The organism is Cupriavidus sp. YR651 (assembly GCF_900101625.1).
In the GTDB taxonomy this organism is placed as follows: domain Bacteria; phylum Pseudomonadota; class Gammaproteobacteria; order Burkholderiales; family Burkholderiaceae; genus Cupriavidus.
The window spans coordinates 877,164-901,056 of sequence record NZ_FMYZ01000001.1 but is presented as its reverse complement, the minus strand read 5'-3'; the positions used below and the strand labels follow the sequence as shown (position 1 = coordinate 901,056).

18 protein-coding genes are annotated in these 23,893 nt (G+C 65.4%); 9 read left to right on the top strand and 9 right to left on the bottom strand.

Going from position 1 to position 23,893, the window contains the following annotated elements:
• The first annotated feature begins 6 nt into the window (after nt 1-6).
• A complete protein-coding gene (locus BLR29_RS04020) occupies nt 7-234 on the top strand; it encodes a sulfurtransferase TusA family protein (RefSeq protein ID WP_092134760.1) in 228 nt (75 codons plus the stop codon).
• A 72-nt stretch (nt 235-306) separates the two neighbouring features.
• Here the strand turns inward: BLR29_RS04020 and galU are convergent, their stop codons facing one another.
• Both galU and BLR29_RS04010 read right to left on the bottom strand, forming a co-directional pair.
• Nucleotides 307-1,176 carry a UTP--glucose-1-phosphate uridylyltransferase GalU gene (gene galU / locus BLR29_RS04015; protein ID WP_092134758.1) on the bottom strand — a complete coding sequence of 290 codons (870 nt, stop codon included), beginning with the start codon at nt 1,174-1,176 and terminating at the stop codon, nt 307-309.
• Between the two features lie 186 nt (nt 1,177-1,362).
• Nucleotides 1,363-4,230, bottom strand: a complete 2,868-nt coding sequence (locus tag BLR29_RS04010; protein ID WP_092134756.1) for a valine--tRNA ligase — start codon at nt 4,228-4,230, stop codon at nt 1,363-1,365.
• A 213-nt stretch (nt 4,231-4,443) separates the two neighbouring features.
• On the opposite strand from BLR29_RS04010, the gene BLR29_RS04005 reads away from it, so the two are divergent.
• Complete coding sequence (locus BLR29_RS04005) at nt 4,444-6,816, top strand: UvrD-helicase domain-containing protein (RefSeq protein WP_092134755.1); 2,373 nt, start codon at nt 4,444-4,446, stop codon at nt 6,814-6,816.
• A 67-nt stretch (nt 6,817-6,883) separates the two neighbouring features.
• On the opposite strand, the gene BLR29_RS04000 is transcribed toward BLR29_RS04005, so the two are convergent.
• The 4 genes from BLR29_RS04000 to BLR29_RS03985 all read right to left on the bottom strand — a co-directional run bounded on the left by BLR29_RS04000 (nt 6,884) and on the right by BLR29_RS03985 (nt 10,385).
• Entirely contained in the window at nt 6,884-7,681 is a 798-nt protein-coding gene (locus BLR29_RS04000; protein ID WP_092134753.1) for a BPSS1780 family membrane protein, read from the bottom strand.
• Nucleotides 7,682-7,687: 6 nt separating this feature from the next.
• Nucleotides 7,688-8,674, bottom strand: a complete 987-nt coding sequence (locus BLR29_RS03995) for a homoserine kinase (protein WP_092134752.1) — start codon at nt 8,672-8,674, stop codon at nt 7,688-7,690.
• Nucleotides 8,675-8,825: 151 nt separating this feature from the next.
• Complete coding sequence (locus BLR29_RS03990) at nt 8,826-9,245, bottom strand: DUF2782 domain-containing protein (RefSeq protein ID WP_092134750.1); 420 nt, start codon at nt 9,243-9,245, stop codon at nt 8,826-8,828.
• Between the two features lie 192 nt (nt 9,246-9,437).
• A complete protein-coding gene (locus BLR29_RS03985; RefSeq protein WP_176860867.1) occupies nt 9,438-10,385 on the bottom strand; it encodes an LOG family protein in 948 nt (315 codons plus the stop codon).
• A gap of 4 nt (nt 10,386-10,389) precedes the next feature.
• Here BLR29_RS03985 and polA point away from each other — a divergent pair, with 4 nt between their 5' ends.
• From polA to BLR29_RS03965, 4 genes are all read left to right on the top strand, one after another.
• Nucleotides 10,390-13,212: a DNA polymerase I gene (polA, locus tag BLR29_RS03980; RefSeq protein ID WP_092134748.1), complete on the top strand. Its 2,823-nt coding sequence runs from the start codon at nt 10,390-10,392 to the stop codon at nt 13,210-13,212.
• Between the two features lie 321 nt (nt 13,213-13,533).
• Nucleotides 13,534-14,925 carry an NAD(P)/FAD-dependent oxidoreductase gene (locus BLR29_RS03975; RefSeq protein ID WP_255371079.1) on the top strand — a complete coding sequence of 464 codons (1,392 nt, stop codon included), beginning with the start codon at nt 13,534-13,536 and terminating at the stop codon, nt 14,923-14,925.
• A gap of 143 nt (nt 14,926-15,068) precedes the next feature.
• The gene (locus BLR29_RS03970) at nt 15,069-15,965 is read left to right on the top strand and encodes a dienelactone hydrolase family protein (protein WP_092134747.1); all 897 of its coding nucleotides are present in this window, start codon (nt 15,069-15,071) and stop codon (nt 15,963-15,965) included.
• A gap of 206 nt (nt 15,966-16,171) precedes the next feature.
• Entirely contained in the window at nt 16,172-16,993 is an 822-nt protein-coding gene (locus tag BLR29_RS03965) for a ZIP family metal transporter (protein ID WP_255371110.1), read from the top strand.
• 15 nt (nt 16,994-17,008) lie between these two features.
• Here BLR29_RS03965 and BLR29_RS03960 read toward each other — a convergent pair whose 3' ends face one another.
• From BLR29_RS03960 to BLR29_RS03950, 3 genes are all read right to left on the bottom strand, one after another.
• Entirely contained in the window at nt 17,009-17,866 is an 858-nt protein-coding gene (locus BLR29_RS03960) for a sulfurtransferase (RefSeq protein ID WP_092134743.1), read from the bottom strand.
• A 44-nt stretch (nt 17,867-17,910) separates the two neighbouring features.
• Complete coding sequence (locus tag BLR29_RS03955) at nt 17,911-18,831, bottom strand: DMT family transporter (protein ID WP_092134741.1); 921 nt, start codon at nt 18,829-18,831, stop codon at nt 17,911-17,913.
• A gap of 244 nt (nt 18,832-19,075) precedes the next feature.
• Entirely contained in the window at nt 19,076-20,179 is a 1,104-nt protein-coding gene (locus tag BLR29_RS03950) for an aromatic ring-hydroxylating oxygenase subunit alpha (protein ID WP_092134740.1), read from the bottom strand.
• A gap of 499 nt (nt 20,180-20,678) precedes the next feature.
• Between BLR29_RS03950 and BLR29_RS03945 the strand changes: the two genes are divergently transcribed.
• The 3 genes from BLR29_RS03945 to dxs are packed head-to-tail and all read left to right on the top strand — an operon-like array spanning nt 20,679 to nt 23,824.
• Nucleotides 20,679-20,981, top strand: coding sequence for an exodeoxyribonuclease VII small subunit (locus BLR29_RS03945; RefSeq protein ID WP_092134738.1), 303 nt, complete (start codon nt 20,679-20,681; stop codon nt 20,979-20,981).
• Entirely contained in the window at nt 20,978-21,862 is an 885-nt protein-coding gene (locus BLR29_RS03940) for a polyprenyl synthetase family protein (RefSeq protein ID WP_092134737.1), read from the top strand. Before BLR29_RS03945 ends, BLR29_RS03940 begins: the two co-directional genes overlap by 4 nt.
• Before the next feature lie 45 nt (nt 21,863-21,907).
• Nucleotides 21,908-23,824, top strand: a complete 1,917-nt coding sequence (gene dxs / locus BLR29_RS03935) for a 1-deoxy-D-xylulose-5-phosphate synthase (protein WP_092134735.1) — start codon at nt 21,908-21,910, stop codon at nt 23,822-23,824.
• Nucleotides 23,825-23,893 lie beyond the last annotated feature (69 nt).

The window sequence follows — 23,893 nt, the reverse complement described above, 5'->3', positions numbered from 1 at the left end:
AGAGGAATGGACTTCCAGAAAGAAGTGGATGCGCGCGGACTGAACTGCCCGCTGCCGATCCTGCGGACCAAGAAGGCGCTGGCGGACATGGCCAGCGGCGACGTGCTCAAGGTGCTGGCGACCGACCCGGGCGCAACGCGCGATTTCCAGGCGTTCGCCAAGCAGACCGGCAATGAGCTGCTGTCGCACGCGGAAGTGGACAAGGTATTCGTGTTCTACATGAAGCGCCGCTAAAGCCCGCGCCTCCGGGCAAAGAAAAAGCCGCCTCGCATGTGAGGCGGCTTTTTCGTTTCCGGCTTCTGGTGCTTATCCGCGCTGCGCCAGGTAAGCGCTGAACTCGTCACGTACTTCGGGATGCTTCAGCGCAAACTCGACGGTCGCCTTGAGGTAGCCGAGCTTGCTGCCGCAGTCGTAGCGCACGCCGTTGTAGCGGTAAGCGAGCACCTGCTCCTGGTCCAGCATCGACTGGATGGCGTCCGTCAGCTGGAACTCGCCGCCGGCGCCGGGCTTCAGCTCGCGGATGTGATCGAAGATGCGGGGCGTCAGGATGTAGCGGCCGACCACACCCAGGTTGGACGGCGCGTCCTCCGGCGCTGGCTTTTCCACGATGGCGGACATCTTGATCACGCGCTCGTCCCACTCGCGGCCATCCACCACGCCGTAGGACCGGCTCTGTTCGGGCGCGATTTCTTCCACGCCGAGCACCGAGCAGTTGTAGTGGTTGTAGACATCCACCATCTGCTTCATGACCGGCACGTCGCCATCCAGCAAGTCATCGGCCAGCATGACCGCGAACGGCGTGTCGCCCACCAGCTTGGCGGCGCACAGCACCGCGTGGCCCAGGCCAAGCGCCTCGGGCTGGCGAACGTAGTAGCACTCCACGTTCGCCGGCTTGATCGAGCGAACCACATCGAGCAGGGCTCGCTTGTTCTTGGCTTCCAGCTCCATTTCCAGCTCATAGGCCTTGTCGAAGTGATCCTCGATGGCGCGCTTGGAGCGGCCGGTCACAAAGATCATTTCGGTGATGCCTGCGGCCATGGCTTCTTCCACGGCGTACTGGATCAGTGGCTTGTCCACCACCGGCAGCATTTCCTTGGGGCTTGCCTTGGTTGCGGGGAGGAAACGGGTGCCGAGACCGGCGACGGGAAAGACGGCCTTGGTGACGCGGTTTTCCATTTCAGATTCCTTTTCTATCCGGTGTAATACCGTGCCGTATGGTGAGGGCGCCGTCTGTCCGGTTCCGTCCGACCCGGCGGGCGGCCGGGTCCGGAATCGCTGTCTGACCGCGCCGGAAGCTAACACGGCCCGTTACAACCAGCCCCGCAACTTCCGTGCCGGTCAGGCAGCGGCGTACAGGGCCCGTCAGGCCGGCAGACGCTGTAGTTGACCCTGCAGCTTGGCCAGCGTCTGTTCGAAATCCGACAAACGCTGCGTCTCCTGCGCCACCACGGCCGGCGGCGCCTTTGCCACGAAGCTCTCGTTGGACAACTTGCCACGGCATTTGCCGATTTCGGCGCTGATCCGCTCGACTTCCTTGGAGAGGCGCACACGCTCGGCCGCGACGTCGATTTCGATCTTCAACAACAGGTGATTGCCGCCGACGATGGCAACCGGCGCCCCAGCCCCCTCCTTCTGAAGGGTGGCATCGTCTTCGAACACCTTGACCTCGGAAAGTTTCGCCAGCGCCTGCACTTGCGCCGCCGCTTCCCTCAGGAAGGCGCTGTCGCCGTGGGCGTACAACGGAATCCGCTGGGCCGGGGAGATGTTCATCTCGCCGCGCAGGTTGCGGGCGGCGTCCACCACGGCCTTGAGCTGGGCCACCCAGGCTTCGGCGGCTTCATCGATCTTGGCCACGGCGGGCAGCGGGTAGGCCTGCAGCGCCAGGGACTCGCTGCCGTCACCCTTGGCACGGCCGGCCAGCGGGGCCACCTTCTGCCACAGTTCCTCGGTGATGAACGGGATGATCGGGTGGGCCAGGCGCAGCACGGTCTCCAGCACGCGCAGCAGCGTGCGGCGCGTGGCGCGCTGTTGTGCTTCCGTGCCGGTCTGGATCTGCACCTTGGCCAGTTCCAGGTACCAGTCGCAGTATTCGTCCCAGACGAACTTGTAGATCGCGTTGGCGATGTTGTCGAAGCGGTACTCGTCGAAGCCCTTTTCGACTTCCGTTTCCACGCGCTGCAGCAGCGACACGATCCAGCGGTCGGCCTGCGAGAAGTGCAGGTAGCCGTCCGGGCCGCAATCGTTGTTGCACGGGCCCATGCCGCAGTCATGGCCCTCGGTGTTCATGAGCACGAAGCGCGTGGCGTTCCAGAGCTTGTTGCAGAAGTTGCGATAGCCCTCGCAGCGGCCCGTATCGAAATTGATGTTGCGGCCCAGCGTGGCCAGCGAGGCAAACGTGAAGCGCAGCGCGTCGGCGCCAAACGCGGGAATACCGTTTGGGAATTCCTTCTTCGTCTTGGCCTCGATGCGCGGGGCATCCTTCGGGCGGCGCAGGCCCGTGGAACGCTTCTTCAGCAGCGGCTCCAGCTCGATGCCGTCGATCAGGTCCACGGGGTCCAGCGTGTTGCCCTCGGACTTGCTCATCTTCTTGCCTTCGGAATCGCGCACCAGGCCGTGGACATACACGGTGTGGAACGGGACCTTGCCGGTGAAGTGCTTGGTCATCATGACCATGCGCGCCACCCAGAAGAAGATGATGTCGTAGCCGGTCACCAGCACCGACGAGGGCAGGAAGTGCTGCATCTCGGGCGTCTCTTCCGGCCAGCCCAGCGACGAGAAGGGAACCAGCGCCGACGAGAACCACGTGTCGAGCACGTCTTCCTCGCGACGCAGCGCGCCGGTGCTGCCGGCGGCCTGGGCCTTGGCCTTCGCCTCTTCCTCGGTGCGGGCAACGAAGCAGTGGCCCGCATCGTCGTACCACGCCGGGATCTGGTGGCCCCACCACAACTGGCGGCTGATACACCAGTCCTGGATGTTGGCCAGCCACTGGTTGTACGTGCTGTTCCAGTTTTCCGGCACCAGCTTGATCTCGCCGCTCTGCACGGCGTCCAGCGCCACCTCGGCGATCGAGCGGCCCGGGAAGTACGTGCCTTCCGGCGCCGGCTTGCTCATGGCGACGAACCACTGGTCGGTCAGCATCGGCTCGATCACGCTGCCGGTGCGCTCGCTGCGCGGCACCATCAGCTTGTGCTTCTTGATCTCGCCCAGCAGGCCCTGTGCCTGCAGGTCGTCGACCATCTTCTTGCGCGCGTCGAAGCGGTCCATGCCGGCGTAGGCTGCCGGCGCGTCGGCCACGACCTTCGCGTCGAGCGTCAGGATCGACAGTTGCGGCAGGTTGTGGCGCTGGCCCACCGCGTAGTCGTTGAAGTCGTGGCCCGGGGTCACCTTGACCACGCCGGTGCCGAACTCGCGGTCCACGTATTCATCGGCGATGACCGGAATCTTGCGGCCGGTCAGCGGCAGGTGCACGGACTTGCCGATCAGGTGCGCGTAGCGCTCGTCTTCGGGATGAACCATCACGGCGGTGTCGCCGAGCATGGTTTCCGGCCGCGTGGTGGCCACGGTCAGGTGGGTCAGGCCGCGCACGGTATCCGGTTCGGCCAGCGGATAGTGGATGTGCCAGAGCGAGCCTTCTTCCTCGATGCTGTCCACTTCCAGGTCGGACACGGCCGTGCCCAGCACCGGGTCCCAGTTGACCAGCCGCTTGCCGCGATAGATCAGCCCCTGCTCGTGCAGGCGGACGAAGACCTCGGTCACCGCCTTCGACATCTCGGGCGACATCGTGAAGTATTCGCGCGTCCAGTCGATCGACGCACCCATCCGGCGTACCTGGCGCGTGATGGTGGAGCCGGACTCTTCCTTCCAGGCCCAGACCTTCTCGGTGAACTTCTCGCGGCCGAGGTCATGGCGGGACACGCCCTGCGACTCCAGCTGGCGCTCCACCACGATCTGGGTGGCGATGCCGGCGTGGTCGGTGCCGGGCAGCCACAGCGTGTTGGCGCCGCGCATCCGGGCGTGGCGCGTCAGGCCGTCCATGATGGTCTGGTTGAACGCATGGCCCATGTGCAGCGTGCCGGTCACATTCGGCGGCGGCAGCTGGATCGCGAAGTCGGGGCGATCGGGGTCGAACGTGGGCTGGGCAATGCCGCGGCGCTCCCACTCTGGGCCCCATTTCGCCTCGATGGCGGCGGGTTCGAAGCTCTTGGCAAGGGACTGGTCTTCTGCGGTCATGCTGGGGATGTGGAGGTATGCGTGTCAGGGCGGTGGCCGGCAGGCGGAAATCGGCGCGCCGCGGCATCGGGCCGGGAAAACATCAAATTATAGGGGAGGCGGGGTGCCGGTGCGCATTTCCTGCTTGCGCGCGCGCCGGAAGGGCCACCTCGTTGCCGATGCGGGCCATGGCCCGCCGGTATAATTGCCGCCATTCCTCCCGGCCCTCTCCCGATGTCCAGCCTGCTCGCCAATCTCAATGCCGAACAACTCGCCGCCGTCACATTACCTGACGAACCGGCCCTGATCCTGGCGGGGGCGGGCAGCGGCAAGACCCGCGTGCTGACCACCCGGATCGCCTGGCTGATCCAGAACGGGCGCGTCTCGCCGGCCGGCATCCTGGCGGTCACCTTTACCAACAAGGCGGCCAAGGAGATGCAGACCCGCCTGTCGTCCATGTTGCCGATCAACACGCGCGGCATGTGGATCGGCACCTTCCACGGGCTGTGCAACCGGATGCTGCGCGCGCACTTCCGGGACGCCGGGCTGCCCCAGACCTTCGCCATCCTCGATTCGCAGGACCAGTTGTCGGCGCTGAAGCGCCTGCTCAAGTCCCTGAACGTGGACGACGAGAAGTACCCGGCCAAAAATCTCCAGTACTTCATCAACAACGCCAAGGAACAGGGCCTGCGCCCGGCGGACGTGGAGGCCAACGACGACTTCAACCGCCGCTTCGTCGACCTGTACGCCGCGTACGACCAGCAGTGCCAGCGCGAGGGCGTGGTCGACTTTGCCGAACTGCTGCTGCGCTGCTACGAGCTGCTGCGCTACAACGACGCGATCCGGCAGCACTACCAGCATCGCTTCCGCCACGTGCTGGTGGACGAGTTCCAGGACACCAACGTGCTGCAGTACCAGTGGCTCAAGCTGCTGGCCGGCTATGGCACGGGCAATACGGCATCGGTCTTCGCCGTCGGGGACGACGACCAGAGCATCTACGCGTTCCGTGGCGCCAACGTGGGCAACATGCGTGATTTCGAGCAGGAATTCCGTGTGCGCCACATGATCAAGCTGGAGCAGAACTATCGCTCGCATGGTCACATTCTCGATTCGGCCAATCACCTGATTTCGCATAACGCGCGCCGGCTGGGCAAGAACCTGCGCACCGATGCCGGCCATGGCGAGCTGGTGCGCGTGTTCCAGGCCGGCACGGACGGGCAGGAGGCTTCGTGGATCGTCGAGGAAATCCGCGACCAGATCGCCCAAGGCATGCAGCGTTCGGAAATCGCCATCCTGTATCGCAGCAACGCCCAGTCGCGCGTGATCGAGCATGCGTTGTTCTCGTCGGGCATTCCCTATCGCGTGTACGGCGGCCTGCGCTTCTTCGAGCGCGCCGAAGTGAAGCACGCGCTGGCGTACCTGCAGCTGATCGAGAACCCGCGTAACGACGCCTCCTTTGGCCGCGTGGTCAACTTCCCCACGCGTGGCATTGGCGCGCGAACCCTGGAATTGCTGCAGGACGCGGCACGCCAGTACAACTGCTCGCTGGCCGAGGCGGTGGCGTATGTGCCGGGCAAGGGCGGCAGCTCGCTGGGTGCGTTCATCCGTCTGATCGAGCAGATGCGCGCCGAGACCCGGCGCATGACGCTGGCGGAGACCGTCGAGTACGTGACGAATACCAGCGGCCTGATCACGCACTACCAGACCGAAAAAGAAGGCCAGGATCGCATCGAGAACTTGCAGGAACTGGTGACCGCCGCGCAGGCGTTCGTGGTGGAAGAGGGCTACGGGCTCGAGGCGCTGGCCAGCGTGCTGCCGGCGAACCGCGTGGGCGATGCCCCGCCGGTGCTTGCCGATGGCGACCAGGCGCAGCAGGTGCTGGACCCCGAGCAGTTGCCGGTGGTGATGACGCCGCTGGTTGCGTTCCTGACGCACGCGTCGCTGGAAGCGGGCGACAACCAGGCGCAGGCCGGACAGGATGCCGTGCAGATGATGACCGTGCACGCCGCCAAAGGGCTCGAATTCAACGCGGTGTTCATCACCGGGCTGGAGGAAGGTCTGTTCCCGCATGAGAACAGCGCGATGGAGGCCGATGGCCTGGAGGAAGAGCGCCGGCTGATGTATGTGGCCATCACGCGCGCGCGGGAGCGGCTGTATATGTCGTTCGCCCAGAGCCGTGTGCTGCACGGCCAGATGCGCTACCACATCCGCTCGCGCTTCTTCGAGGAGCTGCCCGAGACGTCGCTGAAGTGGATCACGCCGCAGGCCCAGAGCTATGGCACGTACGGCGGCGGTGGTGCCCGCCGCCAGTCATCGGAACGTGAAAGCGCCTGGGGCCGCGACTGGTTCAGGAAGCCGGAGGACGTGCCGTACACGGGGACGAAGCCGACCGGCGGCATGGATACCGGCAAGACCTACGCCGAGCAGAAACGCGCGGCCGAAACCGGGCTCCGGGTCGGCCAGAACGTATTCCACAACAAGTTCGGGGAAGGCAAGATCACAGCGATGGAAGGCGAGGGCGCCGATGCGCGCGCCAACATCAACTTCAAGCGGCATGGCGCCAAGTGGCTGGCGCTGTCGGTGGCCAAGCTCGATCCGATCGATTGACCGGGGAGATGAGCCCGGGCGCGCGCTGGAAGGCACCCGCGCGCGCCGGAGGGATATCTGTCCTGTATCAGCCTTGCGGGGCTTCGGCCGATTCCTCGGCCGGCACGATGTTGAAGCAGCCACGATACGTGGCGTAGAACGAGCAATACAGGATCGCCAGCATCAGCAGCGAGTACGGCGTCACCAGGAACGACAGCACCGTCTCCGCGCCGAACGCCGCGAACACCGCTTCCAGGAACAGCGGAATCGCCACCAGCAGCATCGCAAACAGCACGGCATACGTGAAGAACGCACCACGGTTGCGCCAGCATGCGGTCCAGCTGAAGAACAGCGCCTTGACCGGCGGCACGCTGTGCCACGCCGACAGCAGCGGCGCGAACCAGAACATCATTGCAATCGGCGTATATAACAGCGCGCCAATCAGCAGGGCGTAGTAGAGCTGCCGGATGGCCTCGGCGGACGGCTCCTCGCCCTTGAGCACGATCGGTGCCAGCGTGCCGATATCGACCACGGTCGTGGCGACAAAACTCAACGTGAACACCAGCGCCGCATAGATGCCGCCTAGCACCAGCAGGTTGCGCGTGGCCTGCTTGCCGTTGGTGCGGAACCCCGCCAGCAACACGGTTGGCATCACGCGCTTGTTCTGGATCACCTCGCGGCATGCCGTCATGACGCCGACCGACAGGCCGGGTGTCACCACCAGCAACGCGATGATGCCGAACAGCGGCACGAAGATCGCCAGTTGCGCGGCGATCAGGTAGATGAACAGCAGCATCAGGAATGCAAGCGGGTTCTTGCGGAAGAGCCAGATACCCTGTCGAAACCAGACGTAGCCTTCCTTGGCGGAAACTTCCAGTAGTTGCATGGGAAATCAGATCCAGGGGAGCGTCGCCGCGTCGTCGATGCGACGGCGCAGGATGCGTTCGAAGTGGGTCGGATCGTGCGGCTGCAGCATGTCGGCTTCGCGCGGCAGGAAAAAGTCCCACAGGCGCGATACCCAGAAGCGCAACGCGCCCGCGCGCAGCATGTCCTGCCAGTGCGCGGACTCGACGGCGGTGAGCGGCCGCACGGCATGATAAGCCCGCAGCATGGCCTGCGCACGGTCGCGGTCCAGCGTGCCGGTCGGCAGGTCGATGCACCAGTCGTTGACGGTCACGGCCAGGTCGAACAGCCACTTGTCGTTGCCGGCGAAGTAGAAATCGAAGAAGCCGCCCAGCTTGTGCCCGGAGGTGCCGTCGGCATCGAACAGTACGTTGTCGCGGAACAGGTCGCAATGGCACGGGCCGCCCGGCAGCGCGGCGTAGTCGGCGCCGGCGAAAAACGCGGTCTGGTGCGCGATCTCGTTCGCCAGCAGGTTGCGCTGGCCAGCGTCCAGGAACGGCGTGATCTCGGGCTCGGTCTGACGCCACCAGGCCAGGCTGCGCAGGTTGGGCTGCTGACGCGGGTAGTCCTGGCCGGCCAGATGCATGCGGGCCAGCATCGCGCCGACTTCGGCGCAGTGGCCCGGCTGCGGCGCCAGCTGCGAGGCACCCGGCAGGCGTGTGACGATCGTCGCCGGCTTGCCCTTCAGCGCGCGCAGGATCTCGCCGTCGCGTGCGGGGATGGGTGCCGGCACGCTGATGTCGTGGCGCGCCAGGTGAGCCATCAGGTGCAGGTAGTACGGCAGCTGGTCAAACGTCAGCCGCTCGAAGATGGTCAGCACGTACTCGCGCGTGACGCCACCCTGCTCCATGGTCAGAAAGAAGTTGCTGTTCTCGATCCCGGAGGCAATGCCGCGCAGCGCGCGCACTTCGCCAAGATCGTAGTCAAGCAGCCAGCGGGCGATCTCGTCCTGCGAGACCGTGGTGAATACGGCCATACTGTTTTATTGGTGCGATTCGGGCGCGGCGGGCCGGTAGCCGGTTTGGCAAAAGCGATCCGCCGCCGCGGCATGACTGCCGGAGGGCCGGCGCGATCCGGCGAAGCCTGGGGGCCGGCCGGATCGTGGGTGAAAAGACAATCAGAACAACTCAGAACTTCAGGTTGACGGACGGCACACGATTCACGTCATGGTCGCGAATCTTGGGCGAGCTGTCTTCCGGCTTGCTCATTTCGTACTTGGTGCCCATGCCGGAGCGGACCTGGATGTCGGTGGCCTGCCCCTTGTTGCGATATTCGGTTACCTGGGTCCCGTCCCGTTCGCGCAGCACGAAGCTTGGCTCGCGCGGCTGGTTCAGCTGGCTTTTGGCCGCCGGTGCAATGGGCTGGTTATTGATCTGATTCAGTTCTTGTTGGGTCAGCGCGCTGCTTTCCTGGCTGCCTTGGGCCAGCGCCAGGCTGGACACGGACAGTGCCAGCACGGTCGCGGCAAGTGCCAGCCGATGTCCACGGCCGCCCGAGGCGGGATGGGCATCAGCCGGCATGGCAGCCGGGTGCGAAGGGGAGGTCATCTGAGGCTCCTGTGCGTGCGGGGCATACGGCACCGCGACGCGGATTGAAATCTGCGGCCCGGCGGCGCCGGACCTGGCAGTGCAGACAGGCTTCCATTCTAGCAATTCCTGCCGTCCGCGGGCCGCCGTCGTGGCGCCCGGGGCACCTCGCTTGACAGCTGCCAGCCCCGGTGCCAGCCGGGGCGCAATGCCTTACAGATAGAACATTTCTTCCTTCGGCGGGATCGGGCGGTCGCCGCCGCGCTTCTCGTAGTAGTCGTAGACCGCTTCCAGCACCTCGTGCGGTTCGTCCACGATCTTCATCAGGTCCAGGTCGTGCTCGGCGATCAGGCCCATTGGCAGCAGCGTGAAGCGGAACCAGTCCAGCAAGCCCTTCCAGAAGCGGCTGCCGTACATGACCACCGGAACCGACCGCGACTTGCCGGTCTGCACCAGGGTCAGCACCTCGGCCAGCTCGTCGAGCGTGCCGAAGCCACCCGGCATGACGATGAAGGCGTCGGAATTCTTGACGAAGGTGACCTTGCGCGTGAAGAAGTGGCGAAAGCGCATGGCAATGTCCTGGTACGGATTGCCTTGCTGCTCGTGAGGCAGTTCGATGTTCAGGCCCACGCTGGCGGATTTGCCCGCGTGCGCGCCCTTGTTGGCCGCTTCCATGATGCCGGGGCCGCCGCCGGAGATCACCGCGAAGCCGGCGTCCGAAAACAGCCGCGCGATCTCGATGGTCTTCTGGTAGTACGGCGAATCCTCGCGCAGGCGCGCGCTGCCGTAGATCGACACGGCTGGGCGGATCTCCGAAAGGTACTCGGTCGCCTCAATGAACTCTGCCATAATCGTGAACATTTGCCACGAGGCACGTGCCTTCTTTGCGGTGGCGCGGTCTTCGTCCGCCAGCGCCCGCAGGCTCGGAATCATCTTGCGCGGATTGGCGCGCGCGGCAGCTGCCGCGGCGGCCGCTTCCTGGGCTTCGGGGCTCTTGCCTGCCGCCGCCGCATCGGCTTTTGCGGCGATGGCGGCAGCGTGCGCCGAGGCTTGCTCGGGCGGCGGGTTCACGGTATCGCCGGAAATGTCGGAAACGTCCGTATCAGCGAGGGGGCCGGCAGCAGCACCGCCAGCGGGGGCACCAGTCAATTTTGAGTCCATGGGAATGTCGGATAGTCCAAAAACACTCTTGCTCGTCGATGGATCGAGCTATCTGTATCGCGCGTATCACGCTCTGCCCGACCTGAGGAATGGTGAGGGGCTGCCCACAGGGGCAATCTACGGCATGATCAACATGTTGCGCAAGCTGCGCAACGATTACCCGGCAGAGTATAGCGCCTGCGTGTTCGACGCCAAGGGCAAGACGTTCCGCGACGACCTTTATCCGGCGTACAAGGAACATCGCCCGTCGATGCCCGAAGACCTGGCCCGGCAGATCGAGCCGATTCATGAGGCCGTGCGCGCGCTGGGCTGGCCGATCGTGGTGGTGGAGGGCGTGGAGGCCGATGACGTGATCGGCACGCTCGCCCGCCAGGCGACGGCGCAGGGCGTGCGCACGGTCGTCTCCACTGGCGACAAGGACCTGGCGCAACTGGTCGATGACCACGTCACACTGGTCAATACGATGAGCGGCGAGGTGCTGGACCCGCCCGGCGTGGTCGCCAAGTTCGGCGTGCCGCCGGAGCGCATCGTCGACTATCTCTCGCTGATCGGGGACGCGGTGGACAATGTGCCCGGCGTGCCCAAGGTCGGCCCGAAGACCGCGGTCAAATGGCTGGGGGAGCACGGCACGCTCGACAACATCATGACCAGCGCGGCCGGCATCAAGGGGGTGGTGGGCGAGAACCTGCGCAATACGCTTGACTGGCTGCCGCGTGCGCGCGAGCTGGTGACCGTCAAGACCGACTGCGACCTGACCGATGCCGTCAAGGACTTCCACGCGCTGCGCGAACTCGGCGAGGACAACGAGAAGCTGATCGCGTTCTTTTCGCGTTACGGCTTCAAGACCTGGCTGCGCGAGGCCACGGGCGAATCCTTGCCCAATCCGCGCGCCGCGGCGCGATCGAAGGCCAGCGCCGCGCCGTCTGCGCAAGGCGGATTGTTCGATGGCCCGGCCGACGCGCAGGACACTGCGGCCGAGACGCCTGCCGCCGACAACGCACCGGCCGAGATCCGCTACGAGACCGTGCTCACCGAGCCCGCGCTCGACGCGTGGATCGCGAAGATCGTCGATGCGCCGCTGGTGGCGATCGATACGGAGACCACATCGCTGGATCCGATGCAGGCGCAGCTGGTGGGCATCTCGCTGTCGGTGGAACCGGGCGAGGCCGCCTACATCCCGGTGGCGCATCGTGGCCCGGACGTGGCTGGCATGGAGAACCACGGTCAGTTGTCGCGCGAGTTCGTGCTGGAGCGCCTGCGTGCGTGGCTGGAAGATCCGTCGCGTCCCAAGCTGGGACAGCACCTGAAGTACGACTCGCATGTGTTCGCCAACCACGGCATTGCGCTGCGTGGCATTGCGCAGGACACGATGCTGGAAAGCTACGTGCTGGCGTCGCATCGCAATCACGGCATGGACAGCCTGGCCGAGCGCCTGCTGAACCTGAAGACGATCACGTACGAAGAAGTGTGCGGCAAGGGCGCCAGCCAGATCGGCTTCGACCAGATCGACCTGCAGCGCGCCACCGAATACGCGGCCGAAGATGCCGACGTGACGCTGCGCCTGCATCGCAAGATGTATCCGCAGCTCGAGGCGGCCAAGGGCCTGAAGCACGTCTACGAGCAGATCGAGATTCCGGTTTCCGTGGTGCTGCAGAAGATCGAGCGCAACGGCGTGCTGATCGATGCCGATCGCCTGGGCGCGCAGAGCGCCGAGCTGGGCCAGCGCATGATGGAAATTGAAAAGGCCGCGTACGACGCCGCCGGCCAGCCGTTCAACCTGGGCTCGCCGAAGCAGATCGGCGAGATCCTGTTCACCCAGATGAAACTGCCGGTGGTCAAGAAGACCGCCAGCGGCGCGCCGTCGACAGACGAAGAGGTGCTGCAGAAGCTGGCGGAGGACTATCCGCTGCCGAAGCTGCTGCTCGACTACCGGGGCTTGTCGAAGCTGAAGTCCACTTACACGGACAAGCTGCCGAAGATGGTCAACCCGCGCACCGGTCGTGTGCACACGAGCTATGGCCAGGCCACGGCGGTGACCGGCCGTCTTGCCTCGACCGAGCCCAACCTGCAGAACATCCCGGTGCGCACGGAGGAGGGCCGCCGCATTCGCGAGGCCTTTATCGCGGCGCCGGGCAACGTGATCGTATCGGCGGACTATTCGCAGATCGAGCTGCGAATCATGGCGCACATCTCGGGCGATGAAAACCTGCTGCGCGCGTTTGCCAACGGCGAGGACATCCACCGTGCCACGGCGTCCGAGATCTTCGGGGTGGAGCGCGAGGCGGTGAGCAGCGAGCAGCGCCGCTACGCCAAGGTGATCAACTTCGGCCTGATCTACGGCATGAGCGCATTCGGCCTGGCCAGCAACCTCGGCATCGAGCGCGAGGCGGCCAAGCACTACATCGACCGCTACTTCATGCGGTACCCGGGCGTGGCGAACTACATGGAAGAGACGCGCCAGATGGCACGCGAGCAGGGCTATGTGGAGACCGTGTTCGGCCGCCGGCTGTGGCTGCCGGACATCAACGGCGGCAACGGCCCGCGCCGCCAGGCGGCGGAGCGTGCCGCCATCAATGCGCCGATGCAGGGTACGGCGGCGGACCTGATCAAGCTGTCGATGATCGCGGTGCAGGACTGGCTGGAGCGCGACCAGCTTGGCACGCGGCAAATCATGCAGGTGCACGATGAACTGGTGCTGGAGGTGCCGCAAGGTGAACTCGAGCTGGTGAAGATCCGGCTGCCGGAGTTGATGTGCTCGGTGGCGGACCTGCGCGTGCCGCTGGTAGCCGAGGTCGGCAGCGGGACCAACTGGGAAGAGGCGCATTGAGGCCGGCCAGTTGACCGCTTGAGGTTGGCTCGGGAGAAAGGGACGCTGCGGCGTCCCTTTTTCATGGCGCGCGGCAAGCTGTACTGCCACGCCGGATGGCGCGCTGTATGCTCCATGGATCGCGATTGCGCGTGAGTATCGATTGAAGCGACTGCTGGGTCGGTGAATGCCCTCACATCACGGCTTGTCAGTTCTGCTGCTCTGCAGCAAACTGGAGCCATCGACAGCAGTGCCCAGAATAATGACCACGCGGCGCGAGACCACAACATAAAGCTCGCCGACGGGGCCTCCGGTTTTCAAATTGAAAACATCGGGTAGACCATGAGCACCACAGACGGCAGAGAGGAAAGCACGGGCAGGAGCACGGCACACAACGGTACACAACGCGACACGCCTCGCGATGTCCATCGGATCATCGTCGTCGGCGGCGGGGCAGGCGGGCTTGAGCTCGTCACCCGGCTCGGCGACAAGCTCGGCAAGTCCGGGGCGGCGCAGGTCGTCCTGGTGGACCGCTTGCCGACGCACATCTGGAAGCCGCTGCTGCACGAGGTGGCAGCCGGCAGCATGGATCCGAACACCCACCAGCTCGAATACGTGGCACAGGCGCGCTGGCACTACTTCGAGTTCCAGCAAGGCGAACTGACGGGCGTCGATCGCACGCGCAAGGTCATCCAGGTGGCCGCCTGCGTGGACCTGGACGGCACGGAACTGCTGCCCGCCCGCGAGTTGCCTTATGACACGCTGGTGCTGTCCATCGGTTGCGTCACGCACTTCTTCAATGTGCCCGGCGCGGCCGAGCATGCGATTGCACTCGATACCGTCGACCAGGCCGAGCGATTCCGCCGCAAGCTGATCGCCGCCTGCGTGCGCGCGCAAAACGGCCGTGGACGCGTGGGCGAGGATGGCCGGCCGCGCGTGGACGTGGCGATCATCGGCGCCGGTGCGACGGGCGTGGAGCTGTCCGCGGAACTGCGCAATACCGCGCATGTGCTCAATGCCTATGGCCTGCATCAGCTCGACCCGCGCCGCGATGTGCGCATCCACGTGATCGAGGCCGGCCCGCGCATCCTGCCGGCGTTGTCGGAGCGCGTGTCGGCGGAGACCACCAAGCTGCTGCGCAAGCTCGATGTGGACGTGTTCACGTCCGAGCGCGTGACGGAAGTCACCTCTGACGCGGTGCTGACGGCCAGTGGCAAGCACATCGACGCCGACCTGACCGTATGGGCCGCGGGCATCACCGCACCTGACGTGCTGCGCACGCTTGGCCTGCCGGTCAGCAAGATGGGCCAGATCGTGGTGGGCCCCACGCTGCAGAGCGAGGCCGATCCGGACATCTTCGCGTTTGGCGACTGCGCAAGCTGCCCGTGGCCGGAGAAGCAAGCCGCCGTGCCGCCGCGCGCGCAGGCCGCGCACCAGCAGGCCACGTTCCTTTACGACGCGATCCGCGCGCGGCTGGCCGGCAAGCCGCTGCCACGGTTTGGCTTCAAGGACTTTGGCTCGCTGGTGTCGCTGGGCCACTTCAGTGCCGTGGGCAGCCTGATGGGTGGCCTGATCGGCGGATCGATGTTCATCGAGGGGCTGATGGCGCGCTTCATGTACACGTCGCTCTACCGCATGCACGTGCTGGCGCTGCACGGCGCGATCGGCATGGGCGTGGACACGGTGACGCACTGGCTGCGCAGCAAGACCAGCCCGCGCGTGAAGCTGCACTGAGGGGCAGGGGAGTTGAGCCGGATCTGAAAATGGGGGGGTGGTCGGCCACGCTGTTGTGCGTGGTCGGCCAAGTTTGCTTAGAATCGACGAGTCGCGTTTGCATCACTCATCGCCACTCATCGCTACCCAAGGAGACCGCCCCCATGCTGAAGCCCGAAGTGGAAAGCCTCGTTCCCGGCCAGACATTTGATCGCCGCCGTTTCGTCAAGACCGCGCTGGGCTCCGCGTTTGCGGCGGCCGCGCTGCCGGTGGCCGCGGAAACTATCAAGACCGATTTCAAGGGCCTGACCGCCGGCGAGGTCACGATTCCGTCGGGTGGCTTCAATATGCCCGCCTATTGCGCCCAGCCGGAAGGCAAGAAGAATCTCCCCGTGGTGCTGGTCATCAGCGAGATCTTCGGCGTGCACGAGCACATTGCCGATGTTTGCCGCCGCTTTGCCAAACTGGGCTTTCTGGCCATCGCGCCCGAACTGTTTGCCCGCCAGGGCGATCCGGGCAGCTTCGGCACCATCCAGGAACTGCAGGCCAACATCATTTCCAAGGTGCCGGACGCACAGGTGATGGGGGATCTGGATGCCGCTGTCGCCTGGGCCGGCGCCAATGGTGGCGACCTCAACCGCCTGGGCATCACTGGCTTCTGCTGGGGTGGCCGCATCACGTGGCTCTATACGGCGCACAGCAAGCGGGTGAAGGCCGCCGTGGCCTGGTATGGCCAGCTGGTGGGCGCGCCCACGGCGCTCAAGCCGCGCAATCCCGTGGATATCGTCAACGATCTGCACGCGCCGGTGCTGGGCCTCTACGGCGGCAAGGACGCCGGCATTACGCAGGAGCATGTGGGGACGATGAAGGCGGCGTTGGCGGCATCCGCGAACCCGAATGCCAAGGCGTCCACCTTCGTGGTCTATCCGGAGGCTGGCCACGCCTTTCATGCCGACTACCGCCCGAGCTATGTGGAGTCGGCGGCCAAGGACGGCTGGCAGAAATGCCTGGCGTGGTTCAAGGAACACAAGGTTGGCGGGAGTGCCGGCACGGATTATTGATGCCCGGGGCCTCCCCGGCTGAGGCCGCGGGTCTGGCCCGTTCCGCCGGTTCCGCGCCGGTCATTGCAAAGTCGGCGCGGACGTACGTACAATGCGGCTTTCAAGTTTTTGCAACCATGTTGCGTTAATCGGCCGCGTGATGTCGCGCTGTGTTCCAGCGCACTGCTCCGGGCCGGTTTCGGGAGCCCACTATCCATTCCACGCTTCTGTACATCCTGCTGGCGGCGACCATTTCCGGCGTCGGCAGCATTCTCGGGGCGGCGCTGCTTTCGCTGACCGTGGCCTCGCGCGTGGTCGAGCGCATGGTGAGCTTCTCGGTGGGCGTGTTGCTGGCCACGGCGCTGCTGCATTCGCTGCCGGAGGCGTTCGAGTCCGGCGCCGATCCGCGCGCCTTGTTTGGCACGCTGCTGGCCGGGCTGCTGGGTTTCTTCCTGCTGGAAAAGATTTCGCTGCTGCGCCACTCGCATCATCACGAGGGCGACGGGCACCACCACCACCACGGCCATGACCGCGAGGAAGCCGGCCGCAGCGGCATGACGATCCTGGTGGGCGACACCTTCCACAACTTCGCCGACGGCATCGTGATCGCCGCGGCGTTCCTGGCCGATCCCCATATCGGCATCGTCACCGCGCTGGCGATCGCGGCGCACGAGATTCCCCAGGAAGTCGGCGATTTCATCGTGCTGCTGAACGCGGGTTTCTCCAAGGCCCGCGCGTTCGCCTTCAACCTGCTGTCGAGCCTGGCGGCGGTGATTGGTGGCGTGGTGGGGTATTTCCTGCTGGATCAGCTGAGCGGCTGGATCCCGTATGTGCTGGTCATTGCGTCCAGTAGCTTCGTCTATATCGCGGTGAGCGACCTGATGCCGCAGATGCAACGCAGGCCGCGGCTGAAGGAATCGGCCGTGCAGGTGGTGCTGGTAGCGGCCGGCATCGCGGCGATCGTCTTTATCACCAACGGCGTGCACGAGTCGCACGCCCATCGCCACAACGTGGACACCAAGGCAGGCTCGGCAGCGGCGTCGAACTGACGCCGCCTTGCCGGATCAGGCGCCCGTCGCGACCGGGCGCTTCGGATCGGCGCACCACTCGCTCCACGATCCCGGATAAAGCGCCGCGCCGGGCAGGCCAGCGACTTCCAGCGCCAGCAGGTTGTGGCAGGCCGTTACTCCCGATCCACACTGCATCACCGTTTCCGCCGGGGCCTTGCCGGCGAACACCTTCCCAAACTCCGCACGCAGCGTCTCGGCCGGCTTGAAGTGGCCGTCCGGGGCCAGGTTGTCCTTGAAGAAGCGGTTGGCCGCTCCGGGGATATGGCCACCAACCGGGTCGAGCGTTTCGTTCTCGCCGCGGAAGCGGTCGGCCGCGCGGGCATCGACCACCAGCACGGACGGCTGGGCGATATTGGCGACCAGCGACTCCGCATCGACCGTGCGCACCAGCGACGTCTTGCGCGTCAGGTTGCCGGCGGTATCCGGGTCGGGCGTGGCGCCGCGTTCCAGCGGCAGGCCCGCCGCCACCCATGCGTTCTTGCCCCCATCGAGTACCGTCACGGCAGCATGGCCGATCCAGCGCATCAACCACCAGAGCCGCGCCGCGTACATGCCGCCCTGCGCGTCATAGGCGACGACCAGCGAGTTGTCGCTGACGCCCAGCGCGCGCAGTCGCGCGGTCAGGATCTCGGCATCTGGCAGCGGATGGCGGCCGTTGACACCGGTCTTCGGGCCGGACAGCTCGTTGTCCAGATGGAGGTAATGGGCTCCGGGCAGGTGGCCCTGGAGAAAGCTCTCGCGGCCGGAGGCCGGATTGGCCAGGTCGAAAGAACAGTCGAAGACGACGATGTGCTGCGTGCCCTTGGCGCGCAACGAGTCCAGCTCGGCAGAAGTAATCAGGGGTGTCGGCATGTAGGGAACCTGTCAGCAAGTGATAGCCACGCGGTTCGCAAATGCTACACCTCGGGGTGCACTTCCGCCTCCGCGGACTTCACCGGCGTGGCCGGCGTGGGGTGCTTGTCGGTGTCGCGCGCACGCGTGAGCGTAGTGGCGATGCCGCTGGCGATGATCAGCGCCATGCCGAGCCAGGAGATCCAGTTGAGTTTGTCGTCCCAGACCAGGATGCCCCAGAGGCTCGAGAACACAATGCCGGCGTACTGCAGGTTGGCCGTCAGCAGCGTGTTGCCGCGCTTGTAGGCGCGGGTCATCGATGTCTGGCCCAGCGTGGCCAGCACGCCGATGGCCAGCAGCAGGGTGGCACCGTGCCAGGTATGGGGGGTGGGCCCCGTGTACAGCATCCAGGCCAGCCCGCAGACCATGCCCACGGCGGAGAAATAGAACACGATGCGACCCTCGGGCTCGCCCAGTTGCCCCAGTTGGCGCACTTCGACATAAGCCAGTGCCGTGAATACGCCGGAAATCAGGCCAATCAGTCCGCCGGTAAGCTGATCCTTGCCGACTGATGGCTGCAGCAGGCAGAGCACGCCGGCGAACGACAACAGGATCGCGCCGATCAGCTTGCGGTCCGCCGCGCCAGCTGTGCCGGCCAGTGCGGCACTGGCGCCGAGGATTAGCGCGATCCAGACCGGCGACATGTAATTCAGCGTCATGGCCGTGGCCAGCGGCAGCAGGGTGATCGAGGTGAACCAGAGCAGCAGGGCGGTCACGCCGAACACACTACGCTTGATGTGCGTGGCCATGTGTGGCGTGCGGACCGAGATGCCCTGGGACGCCAGCATGATCCACATGATGGTCACGCCGATCAGGCTGCGATAGAAGACGATTTCGCCGGTGGTGTAGAACTCGGAAGCCAGTTTGACGCCCACCCCCATCAATGAAAACGAGAAGGCGGCGAACAGCATCCAGAGCGATTGCATGGCGAGGGCGAGGTGAAAACCGAAAGCGAGGGTCGGGTACGACGCGCATGCGCGGCTTCAAGCGCCGGGCGCTGCGGTGGGGACCACGGACCAATGGGGCGCCGGCCATGGGAAGGGCCGGCGATGGAAGGCCAATTGTAACAGTGCGTAGATGGCCACTCCAATGCAAAACGGACCGTTTTCACGGTCCGTTTCGGAGGATGGCGGCAGATACCGGGCGATAGCCGGTCAGCCGCTCAGCCGCTCAGCCGGTGTAGTCCATGGTGCGGCGATACCACTCGTGGAAGTGCTGCATGCCGTCTTCCATTGGCGACTGGTAAGGGCCGGTTTCGCTGACGCCGCGTTTCATCAGTGCCAGGCGGCCGGCATCCATGCGTTCGGCGATCTCGTCGTCCTCCACGCAGGTTTCCATGTAGGCGGCGCGCTCGGCCTCGACGAATTCGCGCTCGAACAACGCGATTTCCTCGGGGTAGTAGAACTCCACCACGTTGCGGGTCTTGCGCGGGCCGAGCGGATGCAGCGTCGAGACGACCAGCACGTTCGGGTACCACTCCACCATGATGTTCGGGTAGTAGGTCAGCCAGATCGCGCCGTGCTTGGGCAGCGTGCCGTTGTTGAACCGCAACACCGCGTCGTGCCACTTCTGGTACGTCGGGCTGCCCGGCCGCTTGAGCCCGGCATGCAGGCCCACGGTCTGCACGCTATGCCAGTCGCCGAACTCCCAGTTCAGGTCGTCACAGGAGACGAAACTGCCCAGGCCCGGGTGGAACGGCACGACGTGGTAGTCCTCCAGATAGACCTCGATGAAGGTCTTCCAGTTGTAGTCGCACTCGTGGACTTCCACGTGGTCGAGCATGTAGCCGTCGAACTTCAGATCACCGGCCACGCCCAGGCGGGCCAGGTCCTCGCGCACGTCGCGCGCACCTTCGAACAGCAGTCCGTTCCAGTTCTGCAGCGGCGAGCGATTCAGGTGGACGCACGGTTGCTCCGCGAAATGCGGCGCGCCGAGCAGTTCACCCTTCAGGTCGTAGGTCCAGCGGTGCAGGGGGCAGACGATGTTCTTGGCGTTGCCGCGGCCGTTGAGCATGATGGCCTGGCGGTGGCGGCACACATTGGACAGCAGCTCGATGCCCGCGGGGTTGCGGACCAGCATGCGGCCTTCGTCTTCGGCGGCGAGCGTATGGAAATCGCCCGTCTCCGGGATCATCAGTTCGTGACCGACGTACCCCGGGCCTTTCCTGAACAGCAGTTCCAGTTCTTGTTGATGCAGCGCCTCGTCAAAGTAGACATCCACAGGCAACTGCGAATCAGCCGGCGCCAGCTTGAGCGCGGTGCTGAGATTGGACATTATCCCCACTCCCTATGACAGGCGAAAGCAGTGAACAACCCAACCATCGAAATATGAAATCGATTTGGGAAACCCTGTCAGACGAGTGGAGCGTGGCCCGGTTTCCTGCGGCATTGGCCGGCACGCGCGGAGGGCGGAGACGGTACACAACGGCCGGTCGACGGGACGCGAGAACCGGCATTTTTGCACGGCAATGGCGGTCCGGGCGGCGATGCGGGCACGGTCGGCGCCAACTCGCTGACGAGCCGGGGATTGTACCCGAGGCCAAAACTTAAGGGTCTGATTTTTTTGCCTTTTTAGCGTAAAAGTCGACCCGGGTCGTCATGGAGGTGCCCTTTGGAGCGCATTCGGAATGACGACCCGGGCGCACACGTCACTTCCACTTTGGGACCCGCCCGCGAAAGGCCTGGCCGAGGGATGACACAGGTTGGCCAATGCATATCTGCGGGTAAGTCCGGGTTTGGCGTAAAATCCCGGCTTCCCCTGATCAAGGCCTGACATGCCAAAAACGACGACCGCCCCGGTCCAGCCTGAAGAATCGCCGGTAGCCAGCGTGCCGCCGGCATCCTACGAGGCCGCAATGGCCGAGCTGGAGACGCTGGTGGCGAGCATGGAGAGTGGCGAACTGCCGCTGGAGGCGTCCCTCACCGCCTACCGCCGCGGCGCCGAACTGGTGCGCTATTGCCAGCAAAGCCTCGAGCGGGTCGCGCAGCAGGTCAAGGTACTGGAAGGTGACGCGCTCAAGCCACTGGCTGGCGAGTCACGCACAGATAACAACAGCAACGGCGCAGATTTCGAATGAGCGATTTCGCTACCTGGATGCGGGCGCAGGGCGCCCGGACCGAGGCCGCCCTAGACGCGGCACTACCGTCCCCTGACACAATTCCACACACCTTGCATGAAGCCATGCGCTATGCTGTCCTCGGCGGTGGCAAGCGGGTTCGCCCGCTTCTGGTCCACGCGGCCGGCGAGGTGGCTGGTGCAACACCCGAGGCCTGCGATGCGGCCGCGTGCGCCGTGGAGATGATCCACGCCTATTCGCTGGTTCACGACGACATGCCCTGCATGGACGACGACGACCTGCGCCGCGGGCGTCCCACGGTCCACAAGGCCTATGACGAGGCCACCGCACTGCTGGTGGGCGACGCACTGCAGACACAGGCGTTCATCCTGCTGGCCCAGACCCCGGCTGTCGCCCCCGAGGCGCGACTCAAGCTGGTGGCGGAACTGGCGGTGGCATCGGGCTCGGTCGGCATGGCCGGCGGCCAGGCCATTGACCTGCAGAACGTGGGCCTGGCCATGTCGCGCGACGCGCTGGAGGCCATGCACCGGATGAAGACCGGCGCCCTGTTGCGCGCGAGCGTGCGCATGGGGGCGTTGTGTGGAAACGTCGATTCGGTTGGACTGGCCGCGCTGGACCGCTATGCTGCGGCCGTGGGATTGGCGTTCCAGGTGGTTGACGATATTCTCGACGTCACCGCGGATACGGCGACACTCGGCAAGACCGCCGGCAAGGATGCCGCCAATGACAAGCCGACCTACGTGTCCCTGATGGGACTGGATGCCGCACGCGCACTGGCCGCCCAGCTGCGCACCGACGCCCACGAGGCGCTGGCGGGATTCGGCGCGCGGGCACACCGGCTGGCCGAACTGGCCGACCTGATCGTGCTGCGCTCAAACTGAACTGAAAAAGCCGGACGCAAAGAATCCGGCGGCCGAACGGACACCATGACCTACACGCTGCTCAATAAAATCGACGACCCCGCGGACCTGCGCAAGCTGGATCGGCGCCAGCTCAATACGCTGGCCGAAGAACTCCGCGCCTATGTGCTGGAATCGGTCTCCCAGACCGGCGGGCACCTGTCGTCCAACCTCGGTACGGTGGAGCTGACCATTGCGCTGCACTACGTCTTCGACACGCCGGCTGACCGCGTGGTCTGGGACGTGGGCCACCAGAGCTATCCCCACAAGATCCTGACCGGCCGCCGCGACCGCATGTCCACGCTGCGCCAGTACGGCGGTATCTCGGGGTTCCCGCGCCGCGCGGAAAGCGAGTACGACACCTTCGGCACCGCGCATTCGTCGACGTCGATCTCCGCCGCGCTGGGCATGGCGCTGGGTGCGCGCACCAAGGGCGAGAAGCGCGTGGGCATCGCCGTGATCGGCGACGGCGCGATGACCGCCGGCATGGCCTTCGAAGCCATGAACAATGCGGGCGTCTACAAGGACCTGCCGCTGCTGGTGGTGCTCAACGACAACGACATGTCGATCTCGCCGCCGGTGGGCATGCTGAACCGCCACTTGGCCCGCCTGCTGTCCGGCCAGTTCTACGCGGCCACCAAGAAGGGTATCGAGCGTGTGTTGTCGGTGGCGCCGCCGGTGCTGGAGTTTGCCAAGCGGCTGGAAGAACATGCCAAGGGCATGGTCGTGCCGGCCACGCTGTTCGAGGAATTCGGATTCGACTACATCGGTCCGATCGATGGCCATGACCTCGATTCGCTGGTGCCGACGCTGCAGAACATCCGCCAGCGCGCGCTGGAAGGCCACGGCCCGCAGTTCCTGCACGTGGTGACCAAGAAGGGCCAGGGCTACAAGCTGGCCGAGGCCGACCCGATCCTCTATCACGGCCCGGGCAAGTTCAACCCGGCCGAGGGCATCCGCCCGTCGGGCAAGCCGTCGCGCAAGACCTACACGCAAGTGTTTGGCGACTGGCTGTGCGACATGGCCGCGGCAGACAAGCGACTGGTCGGCGTGACGCCGGCCATGCGCGAGGGCTCGGGCATGGTGGAGTTCGAGCGGCGTTTCCCGGAGCGCTATTACGACGTCGGCATCGCCGAGCAACACGCCGTGACGTTTGCCGGCGGCCTGGCCTGCGAAGGCCTGAAGCCGGTCGTGGCGATCTATTCCACGTTCCTGCAGCGCGGCTATGACCAGCTGATCCATGACGTGGCGCTGCAGAACCTGCCGGTAGTGTTCGCGCTGGACCGCGCCGGGCTGGTTGGCGCCGACGGTGCCACGCATGCGGGCGCGTATGACATCGCCTTCCTGCGCTGCATCCCCAACATGATGGTGATGACGCCGGCGGACGAAAACGAATGCCGCCAGTTGCTGACCACCGCGTACCAGCAGGACTGCCCGACGGCCGTGCGTTATCCGCGCGGTGCAGGCGTCGGCGTGGCCACGCAGACCGAGCTGACCGGGCTGCCGTTGGGCAAGGGCGAAGTGCGCCGCGAAGGCAATGCCCGCGCCGGCCAGCGCGCGGCCTTCCTGGCCTTCGGTTCGATGCTGCACCCGGCACTGGGCGCGGCCGAGGCGCTGGACGCCACGGTGGCCAACATGCGCTTCGTCAAGCCGCTGGACGTGGAGCTGGTGAAGCAACTTGCCGCCAGCCATGACTACCTGGTCACGGTGGAAGAGGGCAGCGTGATGGGTGGCGCTGGCAGTGCCGTGCTGGAAGCGCTGTCCGAAGCCGGCATCGACATTCCCGTGCTGGTGCTTGGCCTTCCCGACAAGTTCATCGACCACGGCGACCCCGCCTTCCTGCTGTCGCAGTGCGGGCTCGACGCCGCCGGCATCGAGCAATCGGTGCGCGAGCGTTTTTCGATCGCGGCACAACCGGTCAAGGTGGCCACGCGCGTCGCCTGACGTCACTGTCCCGCTGAACCAGGCCAGACCGGCGCGGCAATCCCGCGCCGGTTTGCTTTGTGGGGCCTG